The organism is Roseovarius sp. Pro17 (genome assembly GCF_035599575.1).
Taxonomy (GTDB): domain Bacteria; phylum Pseudomonadota; class Alphaproteobacteria; order Rhodobacterales; family Rhodobacteraceae; genus Roseovarius.
Genome location: NZ_CP141179.1, coordinates 3385001 through 3402146, shown reverse-complemented (window position 1 = coordinate 3402146; position 17146 = coordinate 3385001). Strand labels below are relative to the sequence as shown.

At 61.1% G+C, this 17146-nt stretch carries 13 protein-coding genes and 1 tRNA gene; 7 read left to right on the top strand and 7 right to left on the bottom strand.

All coding sequences use genetic code 11. From position 1 onward, the window contains the following. Positions 1-114: 114 nt before the first annotated feature. Positions 115-240: a type B 50S ribosomal protein L36 gene (gene ykgO, locus U3654_RS16410; RefSeq protein WP_005850168.1), complete on the bottom strand. Its 126-nt coding sequence runs from the start codon at positions 238-240 to the stop codon at positions 115-117. Positions 241-316: 76 nt separating this feature from the next. Beyond that, positions 317-391, bottom strand: a tRNA-Val gene (locus U3654_RS16405). 155 nt (positions 392-546) lie between these two features. Here U3654_RS16405 and U3654_RS16400 point away from each other — a divergent pair. Continuing rightward, on the top strand, positions 547-1410 hold the full coding sequence (locus U3654_RS16400; protein WP_324752602.1) for an N-formylglutamate amidohydrolase: 864 nt from the start codon (positions 547-549) through the stop codon (positions 1408-1410). Between the two features lie 3 nt (positions 1411-1413). On the opposite strand, the gene U3654_RS16395 is transcribed toward U3654_RS16400, so the two are convergent. The 3 genes from U3654_RS16395 to U3654_RS16385 form a co-directional block, all read right to left on the bottom strand. Further along, a complete protein-coding gene (locus tag U3654_RS16395; RefSeq protein ID WP_324752601.1) occupies positions 1414-2670 on the bottom strand; it encodes a DNA polymerase IV in 1257 nt (418 codons plus the stop codon). 106 nt (positions 2671-2776) lie between these two features. Continuing rightward, positions 2777-3475 (bottom strand): orotidine-5'-phosphate decarboxylase, encoded by a 699-nt coding sequence (gene pyrF / locus U3654_RS16390; protein WP_324752600.1) that lies wholly within the window; start codon positions 3473-3475, stop codon positions 2777-2779. A gap of 78 nt (positions 3476-3553) precedes the next feature. Then, positions 3554-3853: a hypothetical protein gene (locus U3654_RS16385; RefSeq protein ID WP_324752599.1), complete on the bottom strand. Its 300-nt coding sequence runs from the start codon at positions 3851-3853 to the stop codon at positions 3554-3556. A 254-nt stretch (positions 3854-4107) separates the two neighbouring features. Here U3654_RS16385 and clpB point away from each other — a divergent pair, with 254 nt between their 5' ends. After that, positions 4108-6726 (top strand): ATP-dependent chaperone ClpB, encoded by a 2619-nt coding sequence (gene clpB, locus U3654_RS16380; protein ID WP_324752598.1) that lies wholly within the window; start codon positions 4108-4110, stop codon positions 6724-6726. Positions 6727-6910: 184 nt separating this feature from the next. After that, positions 6911-8464 carry an MATE family efflux transporter gene (locus U3654_RS16375; RefSeq protein WP_324752597.1) on the top strand — a complete coding sequence of 518 codons (1554 nt, stop codon included), beginning with the start codon at positions 6911-6913 and terminating at the stop codon, positions 8462-8464. On the opposite strand, the gene U3654_RS16370 is transcribed toward U3654_RS16375, so the two are convergent. Beyond that, a complete protein-coding gene (locus tag U3654_RS16370) occupies positions 8457-10106 on the bottom strand; it encodes an FMN-binding glutamate synthase family protein (protein WP_324752596.1) in 1650 nt (549 codons plus the stop codon). The two genes, U3654_RS16375 and U3654_RS16370, sit on opposite strands and share 8 nt — an antisense overlap. A 247-nt stretch (positions 10107-10353) precedes the next feature. Between U3654_RS16370 and U3654_RS16365 the strand changes: the two genes are divergently transcribed. After that, complete coding sequence (locus tag U3654_RS16365; RefSeq protein ID WP_324752595.1) at positions 10354-12426, top strand: glycosyltransferase family 2 protein; 2073 nt, start codon at positions 10354-10356, stop codon at positions 12424-12426. A gap of 4 nt (positions 12427-12430) precedes the next feature. Continuing rightward, a complete protein-coding gene (locus tag U3654_RS16360; protein WP_324752594.1) occupies positions 12431-13363 on the top strand; it encodes a hypothetical protein in 933 nt (310 codons plus the stop codon). Here the strand turns inward: U3654_RS16360 and U3654_RS16355 are convergent. Beyond that, positions 13360-14499 carry a hypothetical protein gene (locus tag U3654_RS16355; RefSeq protein WP_324752593.1) on the bottom strand — a complete coding sequence of 380 codons (1140 nt, stop codon included), beginning with the start codon at positions 14497-14499 and terminating at the stop codon, positions 13360-13362. The two genes, U3654_RS16360 and U3654_RS16355, sit on opposite strands and share 4 nt — an antisense overlap. Before the next feature lie 220 nt (positions 14500-14719). On the opposite strand from U3654_RS16355, the gene U3654_RS16350 reads away from it, so the two are divergent. Together U3654_RS16350 and U3654_RS16345 are read left to right on the top strand one after the other, a co-directional pair. Further along, positions 14720-15577, top strand: a complete 858-nt coding sequence (locus U3654_RS16350; protein WP_324752592.1) for a hypothetical protein — start codon at positions 14720-14722, stop codon at positions 15575-15577. Positions 15578-15587: 10 nt separating this feature from the next. Beyond that, positions 15588-16292 (top strand): hypothetical protein, encoded by a 705-nt coding sequence (locus tag U3654_RS16345; protein ID WP_324752591.1) that lies wholly within the window; start codon positions 15588-15590, stop codon positions 16290-16292. The last annotated feature ends 854 nt before the right edge of the window (positions 16293-17146 follow it).

Below are 17146 nucleotides of genomic sequence, written 5' to 3'. Positions count from 1 at the left end.
AGTCAGCTAAAGCGTTTTGACCCGCGCGGGCAAGAGGATGATGCACCACGAAAAAACCCCGCCTCGGATATGAGACGGGGTTCAATTTCTTAACCGCATTGCGGCAGTGCCTGCTTAGCCCTGACGGGCCTTAAAGCGGCGCTGGGTTTTGTTGATCACGTAAACGCGGCCTTTGCGGCGCACGACGCGGCAATCCCGGTGCCGGTTCTTAAGCGAGCGGAGCGAGTTGCGAACTTTCATCGTTCATCTCCTGTCTGTGCGGCGCGGGCCAGCGCCTGAGGTTGCGGGCGGCCCCCGAAAGGAGCCAGTGAATTCATGGTGGGCGATACAAGGTTCGAACTTGTGACCCCTTCGATGTCAACGAAGTGCTCTACCACTGAGCTAATCACCCATGAATACCGTCGCTTACTCCACGCCCCACACAAGATAGGGGCGCGAAAGTCCGCGCCAGTCCGCCGGTCTATAAAAGGAGTCGGTCAAAGGATCAAGGGGCTTTTGATCGTATGAAAGTTCTGTCTATCATGGCCTATCATGCCCGGAGCCGCCATGCCCAACGCCGCCTATCATCTACGCGCCCCCATACGGCGCGAAACCAGCGTCGTCTTTGCGTCGCCCCATAGCGCGTGCGATTATCCTGCGTGGTTCCTTGCGCAGGCACTGCCGGATGCGCTGGCGATGCGCAGTTCCGAGGACGCGTTCATCGATCAGCTCTTTGGCACTGCGCCGCAGCATGGTGCGCCGCTGCTGCTGGCTGGGATGCCGCGCGCGTTCGTCGATCTTAATCGTAGCGCGGATGAGCTGGATCCGGCCCTGATCCACGGTGTGCGCCATGCGGGCCACAACCCCCGCGTCGCATCGGGTCTGGGTGTCATACCCCGCGTCGTTGCGGGCGGGCGCGCGATATATGACGGCAAGATGAGTCTGCCCGAGGCGCGCAGGCGGATCGACCTCTATTGGCGGCCCTACCATGCCGCATTGATCGGCGAAATGGACCGCGCGCATAAGGACTTTGGCCGTGCGATCCTGATCGACTGCCATTCAATGCCGCATGAGGCGCTGGATGGCACCGTGCGCCCCGGTGCGCGTCGACCTGACGTGGTGCTGGGCGACCGTTTTGGGGCGTCCGCCAGTCGCGACGTTACGGAGCGGATCGAGGCCGCATTTACCCGCGCGGGCCTCTGCGTGGTGCGCAACACCCCCTTTGCAGGTGCATATATTACGCAAACCTACGGGCGGCCACCGCGCGGTCGTCATGCCGTGCAGGTCGAAATTGACCGCGCGCTTTACATGAATGAAAAGAAGATCCAGCCCAGCGCGGATTTCGCTGCGTTTCAGGCGCTGATGACCGGTGTAATCGCTGAGCTGGCCGATATAGGTCGCCCGGCGCGGATGCCACTCGCCGCCGAGTAGCGCCTAGCGCAGCGCGCGCCCCTTCAGGATGGCGCTGTCGCCAAACTTGCGCCGGATCTCGTCGCGCGCGCGCTCGGCCTCGCTACGTCGAACGGCACCGGGATCCAGCAGGTCGCCCGACAAATCTGCGCCGCTCTCGTCCACCAAATCCGACAGACCCACACCGATCAGCCGAAAGGGCGCCTCGCCTGCTGCGCCATCCATCAGCGCGCGCGCTGTGCGATAGATCGTGTCAGCCATCTGGCTGGCATCGCGCAGTGATTGGCGGCGTGTCAGGCTGCTGTGATTGGATCGCTTCAGCTTCAGCGTCACCACGCGTCCGGCCAATTGCCGTGCCTTGGCCCGGTCCGACACCTTTTCGGCAAGCCGCCAGATATGGCCGTCGAGAATGTCCAGATTACCGGTATCGTCGTGAAAGGTCGTCTCGTTCGAGATCGACTTGACCGGCGCGCGCGCATCCACGCGTCGGTGATCCTGCCCGCGTGCAAGGTGCCAGAGCCGATCGCCCATCGCGCCAAAGCGGGCGTGCAAATCCGTGCGCTCCCACCGCAAAAGGTCAGAGAACGTGCGGATGCCCGCCGCCTCCAGTGATGCCTGGGCCGCCTGACCGACGCCCCATATCAGGCGCACGGGCTGGCCCTCAAGGAATGCGGCTGTCTCGGCCTCTCCGATCACGGAAAAGCCGCGCGGCTTGTCCAGGTCTGACGCGATCTTGGCCAGAAACTTGTTATGGCTGAGCCCGATCGAGCCTGTCACGCCCAGCTCAGCGCGCATCCGTTGCACCAGTCGCGCCAGCATCACGGCGGGCGGCGCACCGTGCAGTCGGGCAGTGCCGCGCAGGTCCAGAAACGCCTCGTCCAGCGATAGAGGCTCGATAGCGGGCGTCAGATCCTCCATCATGGCGCGGATCTGGCGCGAGACGGCGGCATAGACTTCCATCCGTGGTTTTATCACGACAGCATCGGGGCAAAGTTTGAGCGCCTGAAACATCGGCATCGCCGAACGCACTCCGCGTATCCGCGCCACATAGCAGGCCGTCGACACAACGCCGCGTCGCCCGCCACCGATGACGACCGGCTTGCCCTCAAGGCTGGGATCGTCGCGCTTTTCCACGCTGGCATAAAAGGCGTCACAATCCATGTGGGCAATGCCCAGATCATATAGTTCGGGATGCGCCACGACGCGCGGTCGACCGCAGGCGACGCAGCGGCGCTGTGCGGGGTCGTTTTCGGTTAGGCAGTCGCGGCAGAATGCTGGCATGGCCCTTTACCGCATATCACAAGACAGGGGATTTTACCGCCGCATCTTGTGGCTAAAAATATCCCAGCCGAAGGCAGGAAGTCTATTCCGGCGCGGCCTTGGCCCATCAAGGCAGGCTTGCCAGAATATCTGCTGCTGCCGCCGCTGGATCGTCGGCGGCCCAGATTGGCCGGCCCACGACGATATGATCGGCACCGTCCGCTATGGCCTGCGCCGGTGTTGCCACCCTTTTTTGATCACCAAGGGGGCTACCATCAGGGCGCACGCCGGGTGTGACGATCAAGCGGCCCTCGGCCTCGGGCAGGGTGCGGATCAGCGCGGCCTCCTGCGGCGAGGCGATGACGCCATCTGCGCCCGCCTCAAAGGCGCGCGCGGCGCGGATGCAGACCAAATCGGGAATATCGCCGGGTTCGATCAGGCCAGCATCCAGATCGGCGCGGTCCAGCGATGTCAGGATCGTGACGGCGAGGATTTTCGTGAGCTGGCCAGACGCGCCTTCGGCGGCGGCGCGCACGACATGTGGATCGCCGTGCACTGTCAAAAAATCCAGATCAAACTGCGCCAGTCCACGCACCGCCGCCTCGACTGTGGCGCCGATATCAAACAGCTTTAGGTCCATAAAAATGCGCTTGCCGTGCTCGGTCTTTAATTCGTTGGCAAGGGCAAGGCCGCCACCGGTCAACATGCCAAGCCCGATCTTGTAAAACCCGACTTGGGGGCCGATCCGCTCGGCCAGTGCAAGGCCCGACAGGGCGTCGGGCACGTCGAGGGCGACGATCAGGCGGTTGTCGGGGAATGGTTGCATTGGCGCGGCTCCGGTCCGGGGTGTCGCGCCCTTCATACGGTGCGACACCCTCGCGTCAACCGCGCTACGTCGTGCATTTTAGGCCGCTGCACTGCCCAGCAGACGGTTCAGCAAGTTTTTCTGACTGGCATCGGCAACAACCGACTTGCTCGGTGTGGCGTGATGCAGGCGTGTCTTGCCGGATGCGTTTTTATGCGCATTGCGGGCTGCCTGCGAGAGGCCGCGCGCGATGATGCTGTATTCCGCGTGCAATGGTGCCTTCACCTGCGCGGGATATGAGAATGTCTGCCCGTGATCGTGGATTTTCACCAAGGTCTCGAACGCGCCGATTTCAGGGTTGTAACGCACGCTGTCGAACTGAACTTTCTCGATCTTCATTGGACTGCTCCTTCGTTGCACCGGCTCTTTTTGGCCGATGAGGGGCTGTGGATAACTTGCCTCTCATAGCTTAACTTAGGAAGGCGTGTTACGGTTTCATCACAGGTTACGAAAAGTTTACCAAAGGTGCTTTTTCGTCCTTGGATACCTTGAAGCGCGCCGCGCTGTTGCCCAAATACAACCCAAGGTTCCCACCGGTGCATGCCTCCATGAGGGTGCGCCACCGGGATTTCGCTGTGACAAGGAGAATACCCATGGACTTGAACAAGTTCACAGAACGCTCGCGTGGCTTTATTCAGGCGGCCCAGACGATCGCGATGCGCGAAAGCCACCAGCGCCTGACGCCCGAACATCTGCTGAAGGCATTGATGGACGATGGCGAGGGCCTGGCCGCCAATCTGATACGCCGCTCGGGCGGTGATCCGGCGCGTGTGGTGCAGGCTCTTGAGGCCGCGGTGGCCAAGATTCCGCAGGTACAGGGCGACGCGGGCCAGACCTATATGGACCAACAGACCGGCAAGGTTCTGGCCGAGGCTGAAAAGCTGGCGACCAAGGCAAAGGACAGTTTTGTCCCGGTTGAGCGGCTGTTGCAGGCACTTGCAATGGTGAAATCCCCCGCCAAGGAGGCGCTGGAGGCGGGCGACGTGTCAGCCCAAACGCTGAACGAGGCGATCAACGACATTCGCAAGGGCCGCACTGCCGACTCGGCGAGTGCCGAGGATACCTATGAGGCGCTGGAAAAATACGCGACTGACCTGACCGCCGCCGCTGAAGAGGGCAAGATTGACCCCATTATCGGCCGCGACGATGAAATTCGCCGCGCCATGCAGGTGCTGTCGCGCCGCACCAAGAACAACCCCGTTCTGATCGGAGAACCGGGCGTGGGTAAAACCGCGATTGCCGAGGGCCTCGCCCTGCGTATCGTCAACGGTGACGTGCCCGAAAGCCTTGCAAACAAGCGCTTGCTTAGCCTCGACATGGGCGCGCTGATTGCCGGTGCAAAATACCGTGGCGAGTTCGAAGAACGTCTGAAATCCGTTCTGAACGAAGTGACCTCGGCTGCGGGCGAAATCATCCTCTTTATCGACGAAATGCACACGCTGATTGGTGCGGGCAAGGGCGATGGCGCAATGGACGCCGCCAACCTGATCAAGCCTGCACTGGCGCGGGGCGAGTTGCATTGTATCGGCGCCACGACGCTGGACGAATATCGCAAGCATGTGGAAAAAGACGCGGCCCTTGCCCGCCGGTTCCAGCCGATCGTGATCGCCGAACCGACGGTCGAGGACACGATCAGCATCCTGCGCGGGATCAAGGAAAAGTATGAGCTTCATCATGGTGTGCGGATCTCGGACAGCGCCCTTGTGACTGCTGCGACGCTATCCAATCGCTATATCACTGATCGTTTCTTGCCCGACAAGGCCATCGACCTCATGGATGAGGCTGCCAGCCGTTTGCGCATGGAGGTGGATTCAAAGCCGGAGGAACTGGACGCGCTGGACCGCGAGATCCTGCAAAAGCAGATCGAGGCCGAGGCGCTGAAGAAAGAGGACGATACGGCGTCCAAGGACCGGCTGGACAAGCTGGAGAAAGAGCTGGCCGACCTACAGGAGCGCTCTGCCGAGATGACCGCAAAATGGCAGGCCGAACGTGACAAACTGGCCGGCGCGCGCGACATCAAGGAGCTGCTGGACCGTGCGCGGATCGATCTGGACCACGCCAAGCGTGCGGGCGATCTGGCCAAGGCGGGTGAGCTGTCTTACGGCGTCATTCCGGGGCTGGAGAAGCAACTGGCCGAGGCCGAGCAATCCGAATCCGACGGCGTCATGGTCGAAGAGGCCGTGCGCCCCGAGCAGATCGCACAGGTTGTCGAGCGTTGGACGGGCATCCCCGTCGCCAAGATGCTGGAAGGCGAGCGCGAAAAACTGCTGAGCATGGAGGCCGGGCTGCATAAGCGTGTGATCGGTCAAGATACCGCCGTGCGGGCCGTCGCCAACGCCGTTCGTCGGGCGCGTGCGGGCCTGCACGACGAAAACCGCCCGCTGGGCAGTTTCCTCTTCCTCGGCCCGACCGGGGTGGGCAAGACCGAGCTGACCAAGGCGGTGGCCGAGTTCCTGTTCGACGACGACAACGCGATGGTGCGTATCGACATGTCGGAGTTCATGGAAAAGCACTCGGTTTCGCGTCTGATCGGTGCCCCTCCGGGCTATGTCGGATATGACGAGGGCGGCGTCCTGACCGAGGCCGTGCGTCGGCGCCCCTATCAGGTGGTGCTGTTCGACGAGGTCGAAAAGGCGCATCCGGATGTGTTCAACGTGCTGCTGCAAGTGCTGGATGATGGCGTTCTGACCGATGGCCAGGGGCATCGCGTCGACTTTAAGCAGACGCTGATCATCCTGACGTCTAACCTTGGATCGCAGGCCCTCAGCCAGCTTCCCGACGGGGCGGATGCCGCTGAGGCCAAGCGCAGCGTAGACGAGGCTGTGCGCGCCCATTTCCGGCCCGAGTTTCTAAACCGGCTGGACGAGATTGTTATCTTTGACCGGCTCAGCCGCGACAACATGACGGGCATCGTCGATGTTCAGCTTGAGCGCCTTAAGAAGCGTCTGGCAGGTCGCAAGATCACGCTGGATCTGAGCGAGGATGCCAAGAAGTGGCTGGCCGACGAAGGCTATGATCCGGTGTTCGGCGCGCGCCCGCTCAAGCGGGTGTTGCAGCGGGCCATTCAGGATCCGCTGGCCGAAATGTTGCTGGCCGGGGATGTGCTGGACGGTGCTGTTGTGCCGGTGACGGTCGGCTCGGATGGGCTGATTATCGGTGACCGCGTCGGCAGTACCAAGCGGCAACCGCCAGAGGACGCCGTCGTTCATTAATCTTAAATCTTAGAATAAGGGCCGCGCATGTTACTCGCGCGGCCCTTATTCATTTTGGCGGCTGTTCCCAAAGGCGATGCGCGATGGCGCGTCGCCCTTGCCTTGCCGGGCGATGCGATGCTGCTAGGTTCCGCCCGTGGCCCCGCGCCGCTTACAATCTCTAATCCGGCGAGGCCAGTTCCCCATGAGCAGCACAAATATGGTTGAGAATGGCGCCAAGACTGGCGCCAAAAACGGTGGGCTGGACCTGACCGGCGGGGCGATCGGGACCACAATGATCCTTTTCGCGCTGCCAACGCTGGCATCGTCGATACTGCAATCACTGAACGGGTCGATCAACGCAGTGTGGGTCGGCCGATTCCTGGGTGAGGAGGCACTGGCGGCGACGACCAACGGCAATCTGGTGATGTTCCTGCTGGTGTCGTTCGTCTTTGGTTTTGGCATGGCGGCGACGATCCTGATTGGTCAGGCGATGGGCCGCCGCGCCCCCAATGACGCGCGGCGCGCGGTCGGCACCGCGCTGGGCGCGATTATTCCGCTGAGCGCGGTGATCGCGGTGCTGGGGTTTGTCTTTGCGCCGCAATTGCTGGATCTGCTGGGCACACCCGGCGCGGCGGCGCCGCTGGCGCTCAGTTATCTGCGGGTGATTTTTGTCGCGATGCCGACGGCGCTGACTTTTACCCTGTTGATGATGGCGCTCCGCGGCACCGGCGATTCCATGACGCCCTTATGGTTCATGTGTGTGTCCGTGGGGCTGGATATCGTGCTGAACCCGCTTTTGATCTTGGGGCTGGGGCCGTTTCCCGAGCTGGGTATCGCGGGATCGGCACTGGCAACGGTGATCGGCAACACTGCCGCGCTGATCGGGCTGGTGGTGACGATCTATGTGCGGCGCTCGCCACTGGCGCTGCGCGGGACTGACCTGCGGCTCTTGATCCCTGACCCTGCCGTCCTGCGGCTGATGATGGTCAAGGGATTGCCCATCGGGTTGCAGATGATCGTCATATCTTCGGCCGCAATCACGATGTTATCGCTGATCAACCGCGAGGGCGTGGCGACTGCCGCCGCTTATGGCGTGACCCAGCAACTCTGGACATATGTGCAGATGCCCGCGATGGCGCTGAGCGCTGCGGTCAGCGCAATGGCTGCGCAGAATATCGGCGCGGGGCAGTGGGGCCGCGTGTCGGCAATTACCAAATGGGGGCTCATCTTTAACATCGGTTTGACAGGGGCGCTGATCGGAGTGCTGACGCTGTTCGACCGGGCTGCGCTGGCGTTGTTTGTGGGCGCAGACAGCGAAGCGTTGCCTATCGGGCAGCATATCCAGCTGGTGGCGACATGGGGGTATCTGTTCTTTGGGGTGGCGCAGGTGCTTTTTGGAACCATGCGTGCCAATGGGTATGTCATTGGCCCGTTGATCGTGATGATCGTGTCGATGTATCCAGTGCGGCTGGGCTTTGCGTTTGGCCTCTATCCGGTACTGGCAGCCGATGCGTTGTGGCTATCCTTCCCGGCGGGGATGGTCGCGACGGCGCTGATGGCCGCAGCGCTCTATCTGCGCGGTGGCTGGCGAGAGGGCAAAATGACCCCCGCGCGCGAGGCGGCGCAGGGCAGTTGCACCTACCGCGATGCCACAGGATCCTGCACCCCCAGCGCCGAGATCGTCGGCGATACGCGGCGGATTACGCCGGGGCGGCAAAACGCGGGGCAGGAGGGCGGCGCATCATACGTTAGCTGAGCGCGACGTCCTGGTTCGCTTTGGCACGGCGCTTGACCAGATCAGTCGCGGATCTGAAGCTCTCGGCCTGCGCGGCCGCCCACCAATCGGCGTAAAGCGTATCTTCTGGTGCCTCGTTCAGGATGTTTTCGGGCAGGAAGGAATGGATCAGGTCCATCGGCAGGGCCGATTCCGGGCCGACCCTGTGCATCAGGTGATGGGGTTGCAATTCACTGGGATGCTTAAGGCCAGCGGCGGCGACCATGTCGACCAGCGCCTCGATTGTTTTGCAGTGAAAGCGCGCGGCGCGCTCGCCCTGCACCTCGGGGATGAGGCCGCGCTGGCGGGCCGCGTTCTGAGTGGTGACGCCGGTGGGGCAGGTGTCGAGGTGGCAGCGCTGTGACTGGATGCAGCCGACCGATAGCATGAAGGCACGCGCGGCATTGCACCAATCGGCCCCCAGCGCGATGTTGTGAGCAAGGCCCATACCGGAATAGACCTTGCCGCTGGCGACCAGCTTGATGTCGTTCTTGAGGCCACAACCGACCAGTGCGTTGCGCATCAGGATCAGACCTTCGGTCAGGGGCATCCCGACCCAATCCGACAGCTCTAGCGGGGCTGCGCCGGTGCCGCCCTCGCCGCCATCCACGACGATGAATTCCGGCTTGATGCCGGTTTTCATGATGGCCTTCATAATCGCAAAGACCTCGTAGGGCTGGCCGATGCACAGTTTGAGCCCGACGGGTTTGCCGCCTGAGAGCTCGCGCATCTGCGCCGCGAATTCGAGCATCTCGATCGGCGTCGAGAACGCCTTGTGGCCGCGCGGCGACAGGCAGTCCTTGCCCTGCTCGATCCCGCGTATGCGGGCGATTTCGGCGGTGACCTTGGCGCCGGGCAGCATACCGCCATGGCCAGGCTTAGCGCCTTGGCTCAGCTTGATTTCCGTCATTTTGACCTGATCGCGGGTGGCAGTGTCGCGGAACATTTCGGGGTCGAATTTACCGTCCTTGGTGCGCGCGCCAAAATAGCCCGAGCCCAGTTCCCAGACCAGATCGCCGCCGTGTTTGGAGTGGTGATCGCTGACGCCGCCCTCGCCGGTGTCGTGGTAATAGCCGCCCTGTTTGGCGCCGATGTTCAGTGCCTGAATGGCGTTGGCGGACAGCGAGCCAAAGCTCATCGCAGACACGTTCAGGATCGAAGCCGAATAGGGTTTCGTTGTCTGATCGTTGCCGACATGCACGCGCGGGGCGGGGTCGGGGTCGTCCTCGGGGGCGATGGAATGCATCAGCCAGTGGTAATCGACATGGCTTGTGTCACGTTCGGTTCCGAAGGGCTGCGTGTCCGTTTCGCCCCGCGCGCGCGCGTGGATAAGATTGCGCGCGTCGAAGGAATAGGGTGTCCCCGACAGGTCGTCCTCGACGATATAGGAACGCAAGTAAGGCCGCAGCTTGTAAAAAACCCAGCGGATGCGGCCTGCGACAGGGTAGTTGCGCGTGATCGTCCACGTTTTCTGGTGACGGTCATAGACGCCGAGCAGCACGACCGGGACGGTCAGGATCAGTGCCAGCAGCCAGCGCGCGTCGAAAGTGGCGAGGCCGATCGCCAGAATCGTCAACGCCAGCGCCGTGACGGGGATGATCGCGCGTTTGATAGTGTCCAGCATGGCTGTCCCTTGGATGATGTTACACAATTCGAGGCCCCTCTTAAATCGCACGGCCCGGCGGGGCAAATCACGGCTTTGATCGGGGCATCTGGCAGTTCCCTATATGTGGCGCGCGGGTTTCGCTTTGCGAACCAATAACGCTAAAACCATAGATATGTTGCCTGTTTTCTGTGCAGTGGGTTATGATGCGCCCAAAGCGACGGGGTGGCCGAGGCAGGCCGATACACTCACGCCGCGATAGAGCAGCATGACGCAGCACAAAGTTGGATACATGGCAGAGCAGGCAGCAGGCGACAGTCCGGAAACCCCCCTTTGGCTGGACGATCTTCGTCCCGGCGCCGAGGGCGAGGGATTCTTTGAAAAGAACCTCAGGCACTCATTGATGTTCGTCAAACGGCCTAGCGATCGGCTGCTGGTGACGTTCGACAACCTCTCCAACGTTAACGACGACAGCGTAATGCGCGAGCCGTGGGCGTTCAAATTCGCCTCCGACAGCGGTTATTGCCATCTGGGCGTCATGGCGCATGTCAGCGATTGGTATCGTGACGCCGCTCTGATCCGCCGGTTTGAGGGGCTGGTGGCCCAAGGGTTTTTCGAGGGCTACGAGCGCGTCGTGTTCGCGGGCGTGTCGATGGGCGGTTACGCATCGCTGGCGTTCTCGTCGCTGGTGCCGGGCGCGCATGTGGTCGCGATCAATCCGCAAAGCACGCTGGACCCCGATCTGGTCCCGTGGGAGACGCGCTATGAAAACGGGCAGCGGCAGGACTGGACACTGCCCTTGGCTGATGGTGCGGCTCTGACGGCGGGGGCGGGGCGCGTGAACGTGTTCTACGATCCGCATTTCGAGCTGGACCAAAAGCATGTCGACCGCTTTCACGGCGATAACGTACGGATCTTTAAATGCTGGTTTTCGTCGCACAAGACGGCTGTGTTCCTGCGCAAGATCGGCGCGCTCAAGGCGGTGATGACGCATTGCATCATGGATGAGTTGACCGAGCCGGAATTTTACCGCCTCTATCGCGACCGTCGCAACCTGCCGTGGTATCGCGGCGCCCTGTCCGACTATTTCCGCCAAAAGGGACGTGTTGAGGTCGCCGATGCGTTCGACAAGGCGTTCCGCCGCCGTTTGCGCAAGCGCAAGCGCCAGCTGGAAGAGGAGACGGCTGAGGTCGCTCCTGCACCAGAGGTCGCGCCCGCGGCGCCTGCCCCTGAGGCACTGGCCGATATCGCCAAGCAGCCAAAGATAAAGGGCGTGAAGGTGCCTGAGGACGGATCCAAGGCGCGCATTGTGGCGCCATCCAATCCGGGGCAGAAAGCGCCGGCCAAACAACCCGATCAAAGCCGCGTCATCGTCACTACGATGAAAAACGAAGGCCCCTTTATGCTGGAATGGGTGGCGTATAACCGCCTGATCGGATTCACTGATTTTCTGATCTACACCAACGATTGCGATGACGGGACCGATTTGATTGCCAAACGGCTGAACGAGTTGGGGCTGGCGCAGCATCGCCAGAACCAGTTCAAACCCGGCGGCAGCCCCCAGCGCAGCGCGTTGAGAGACGCAAAAAAGCAAGAGATCGTGCAGAACGCCGATTGGCTGATCTGCGCGGATTGCGATGAATTCCTGAACGTGCGCGTGGGTGAGGGACGGCTGGACGATTTGTTCGCCGCCGTGGGCGATGCTGACGCGATTTCCGTCTGCTGGAAGCTGATGGGCAATAGCGGGCGGGTCGATTACTGCGAGGATTTCGTGATCGAGCAGTTTGATCACGGCTGCGGTGAGCTGGAATTTCCCAACTACCGTGCGCTGGGCATGAAAACCCTTGTGCGCAACAATGACCGCTTCAACAAGCTGCGCATTCACCGCCCATCCTTTCACCTTGATCGCGGCGATGTCGCATGGGTCGACGGCGGAGGGCAGCCGATGCCGGATCTGTATCTTGAGCAAGGGTGGAAGGCCTATGACGGCTTTGCCCATGATTATGCGCGGCTGCATCATTATGCCGTGCGTTCTGTCGATAGCTTTCTGGTGAAACGCGACCGGGGCCGGACCAATCATGTTGGCGACGATCAGGGCATCACCTATTGGTCGAACATGAATTATAATTCCGAGGCAGATACGTCGATCCATGCGCGCCTGCCGGGCTTGCGCAAGGAAATGGCCAAGCTGCTCAAGGACCCCGAATTGGCGCGCCTGCACAAGGGTGCAATCGAGTGGCATCGCGCCAAGATCGAAGAGCTGCGCAAGCGCGATGGCTGGGATGCGTTTCGGGGTCAGATCAAGGTGATCAACGCTGCGCCGGAGTTGCAAGAGGGCTAGGGCAATGGGCAAGGGCACACCCGAAGTGGTGGTGCATGGCGGCGTTCACAAGACGGCGACCAGCCACATCCAGTCGATCCTGCAACGCAACGCCGGGCGGCTGCGCAAAAGCGGCGTGCATTACGTGCATCACCGCGACACGCGCAAGGAATACACCTTTCCGACGCAGCTGAACGGCTATGAAAAGCTGGGACTGAATTACAAGACCAAGATGCCGGACGACATGCTGAGCCGTAAGGCGACTGCCTTTTTCAAGGGCATCGGCGCGGGGCCGGGTGAGCGTATCGTCATCTCGGACGAAAACATGCCGGGCCATAGTGGGCATTGCGTGCGCTCGGGCCATCTCTACAGCCGGCGCGAGGTGCTGCTGCCGATCTTTGCGCAGTATATCCCTTATCCGGTGAGCGAGGTGCATCTGGGACTGCGCAACTATGCGGATTTCTTTGCCTCGGTGTTTGTCGAATTCCTACGGTCGGCCACGGGCGACAACGTCATACCCGAGGCGCAGATGAAGCGCGCGGTTCTGTCGAACCTGCCTAGCTGGACGGGGTTCATCGACGAGGTGTTGTCATGCTTTCCGGATGCGCAACTGACCATCTGGCGGCACGAGGATTTTGGCGCACTGTCGCAAAGGGTCATCGGCAATCTGTGCGGGCCGGGTTTCGACGTGGGCACATTGGTAATGCCCAAGCGTTCGCGTGGGCGACCGTCGGCGAGCCACCGCGCGGTGCAGGAGTTGCTGATCGAGATTGAGCGCAACGGCGGCGATGCCGCGCTGGCACGCCGGGTGGAAATTCAGGACGCCTATCCGCGTGGACCGGAGTTCCCTGGCTATGACCCGTGGACTGCGTCAGAGCGCGCGCATCTCACGCGGCTCTATGATAGCGACGTTGCCCAGATTGACGCGCGCCCGCGGGTCACGTTGCTTTCGCCCTAGCTTTGTTGGTGTCCTTGGCCGGCGACTTGAGGCGTGTCAACGGCAGGTGTGAGCAGTTTTTCCGCCAAGGGATCTAGTTCCAGCGCCAGTTGGGTGTATTCCGAGCGATCGTAGTGCCAGCTTTCGGAGATCATCCGGCAGTGGAAGAATCCAAACTCGTGCTGGGGCTGATTGGTCAAACCCTTGATCCCATGGGTGCGCCAGCTTTTGCCCTGTTGTGGGCCGCCCGGCACAAGACACCATTTGGGATACATCGGCTCATCCTCGTCTGCGCGGCGCCAGATATGCGCGCTATGCAGCAGTGGCGCACCTGGTTGTGGATAGCGCCAGCTGCCGGGGAGGGTGAGAAAGCCCGCGTCGCTGCCGGCTGCTGCGTCGAACACGGTCGTTCCTGCGGGGCCATGGGCCAACTCGTCGATATCCATGTTCAGGACGCCAGCCGCCTTTTGCAAGAAGCGTAGGCGCGTGATCTCGAACAGGCCGAATTGCAGGAAACGTGCGCTGGTGCGCTCGCGGTCCAACCCGGCGGGGCCATATTGAAATGGGGCGGGGATAACGTCGAACGTCTTGAGCCCATTGATGCCGCTGAGTACGTCGGTCAGCGCGTCGGCGCCGTAGATGTCCGAGGCGTTGTCATAGAGGACGATGGCCTCGACGCCTTGGGTTTCGACGTGATGACGCGCCCAGTCGCGCACCCAGTCCAAAGTATTATTGCGGCTGAGCGTAAAGAGGGTGTTCAGCCCCTCGTAGCGGTCCAAATGCGGCGGGCCGACCGCGACGCTGAACGACATCTGGGGATGGATAATTGACAGGGTCGAGGGGTTTTGGGCCTCGGTCGTGATCTCGATGATGGAGGCGCGACGCGATTGGCTGATCTCGCGCATGGTGGCGGGCGCGCCATCAAGGCTGAGTTGCGCGGTTTTGAGAAACCCGCGAAAGCGACGTTTCAACGGTGGGCCGACGGCGTAGATGATGCCGGGCGTGCCAGACTGGAACACGTCGTAGAACAGCGTATTGTGGTCGAATGCTGCCTTGGCGCTGTCGTCCCACGCCTCGTAGCCGAAAGGCAGATCCCGGCGCAAAAAGCGTGACGGCACAACGCAAAACGATAACGGCGTTATTTGTTTGCTGATCATGCCTGTCCCATCTGATTGCGGGTTTTTGCGAGTTGCTAATCGTATTTATGACACACGTGGATTGCGATTGTGGCGAAAGTTGAGGCTGCGGCGGAATTGCCACGGGCGTGCCAGTGCTGCGCGATTGCGCGGATTTGCGCGCTGGGGTAACGTTATTCTTAGCAAAGACCTGAAAACGGGCGCGCGAGAGGCAAATGAGGCATGAGGGCACAAGTGATCCATGAGTAAATTACACCATATTGCCATGCTGTGGGTCGAAGGCCCGCTGAGCTATGTCGAACAACTGTGCATTCAATCATTTCTGGACGCGGGTCACGACGTCACCCTCTATCATTATGGCCCGGTCGAGAATGTGCCGGATGGCGCCGCCGTGGTGCATGGCGATGCGATCCTCAAGCGTGATGAGTTCATCCAGCACGGGCGCACGGGCAGTTTGGCCCTGTTCTCGGACGTGTTCCGCTATCACCTGCTGAGCAAATCCGAGCGCACGATCTGGGCCGATACGGATGCATATTGCATGAAGCCCTTCGAGACCGAGACCGGACATTATTATGGCTGGGAAAGCGAAAGCCATATCAATGGCGGCGTACTGGGTCTGCCGCAGGATAGCCCGGCGCTGGCTGGTCTGCTGGAGATGAGCCATGACGAATATGGCATCCCCGAATGGTATAGCGACGGCGCCAAGGCAAAATTGCAGACTCTGAAGGATGCGGGCAACCCCGTTCATGTCAGCGAACTGCCTTGGGGTGTTTGGGGCCCGCAGGCGGTGACGCATTATGTTCACAAGACTGGCGAGGACAAATACGCCTTTGCGCGCGAGGTGCTCTATCCGGTTCCGTTCGAAAAGCGGCGACGCATGGTCAAGGCCGCGCGCCTCGACTCGGCCGAGTCATATCTGACGGAGCGGACCACCTCGATCCACCTCTATGGGCGGCGCATCCGTGAATTTCTGGCGTCGCGCCCGGACGGGTTACCGGATGAGGGCGGGCTGATCGATCAGCTGCTGAAGAAGCACGGAATTGATCCGGCGGCCGCGCCGGTGATGACCAAGAAATCATTGGCCGAAGTGGCAGAGTAAGGAGATGGGGATGCTGGACGCGACCGAGACCAAGAAGAAGGGCCCGATCAACCTGACCGATCTGGCCGACAGGTTCGGCTCGGACAAGGGATCGACAAAGCATCGCTATACTGAACTCTATCACATGCTGTTTCACCCTTACCGGGGTCGCAAGATCAACTTTCTGGAAATGGGCCTCCTGATCGGCGGGCCCGAGCATGGTAACGATGCGGATCGCAAGACGACGGACGTCCCATCGATTCGTATGTGGCTGGAGTATTTTCCCAAGGCGCATATCCACGGTCTCGACGTGTCGGACTTTTCATGGTTCGATCATGATCGATTTACCTTTCATCGTTGCGACATGGATGATCGCGGCGCGATCGCGCAGGCGGCGGCAGATATGCCCACGCCCGATATCGTCATCGACGACGCGAGCCACGCGAGCCATCATCAGCAGAACGCCTTTCTTGAGATATTTCCCAAGCTGGCATCCGGCGGTCTCTATGTGATCGAGGATCTGCGCTGGCAGCCGGAAACGTATGAGGTCGCGGGCATCACCAAGACGGCGGCGCTGCTGCGCTCTTATATAGACACGCGCGAGTTTCAGCATTCCGACCCCGAGACGGCCGAGGCCTTCAACGCGCTCATACCCGAGATTTCGGCGTGCATCGTTCATCCCGTGAAATACCAGAAGAAACGTCGCGATCAGGTCGCGGTGATCCACAAGCGATAGGGCGCAAAAGCGCACTCTTATATAGAGGCCCAAATTTGGGGCGGAATCGTGGTGGCGGTTCCGCCCTTTTTCATGGCTGACCGCCGTTCTGCGCCGCTCTCTATATAGGGGGGTATGTGGAGAGGTTTTTTGCGGGCCGGGTGGCTGGCACGATTGCGTCGGTTCCAACCATCAGAATCGCCGGGCATCCCCGTCCGAAATTTGACCGAGGACGCCGACTCGGGGTGGGCCGGGACGAATCCTGAGCAGCTGGCGGCGGATCGCGCTGCAAGGAGGCATGAGTCGGGTGCGATCCTGGCCAGCGGGTCGGAAAATTGCGAGTCGAACTGATTATTTATGCGGGGAATCTTTGATTCATCCGGCGCGCGGCAGCGAGTCTGAGCGCGAGTCAGTTGAACGAGGGGGGAATCGCCCTCTTTTGCCCCGAGTCGCGACGATGAATCGGCCGCCTTGGGTGGCGATTCCGCAAATCTGGGGTGCTTGCCGGGGTCCAAAGCAGCGATTCCGCATTTTGATCCTAGGGAAGCGCTGTAACAAAGTTGCGCTAGACGGCCGAGTTTGGAAATAAAGAGCACTTAACCCCCTAATTTCATACGAAAATCAGGAAAGTTAAGAAAAAGACGGCCTTTGCTGTAAAAAGGGGTTGCGGGTCTGCGCATCAAACCGTAAACCCCACCTCACCGGCGGCGCTGAGGCGCACAACGGGACGCCAGACGGGACAACGGAGCGACGCTCCAGAGGCCTTGACGGCAACGGAATACAGAGTTAGATGAAGCGGACCGCGCTAACGATTTAGCGCAGTCGGTTGATTTTGTCTCTGGGGTCTAGGCCCCGACGCTCTTTGAAATTGATAG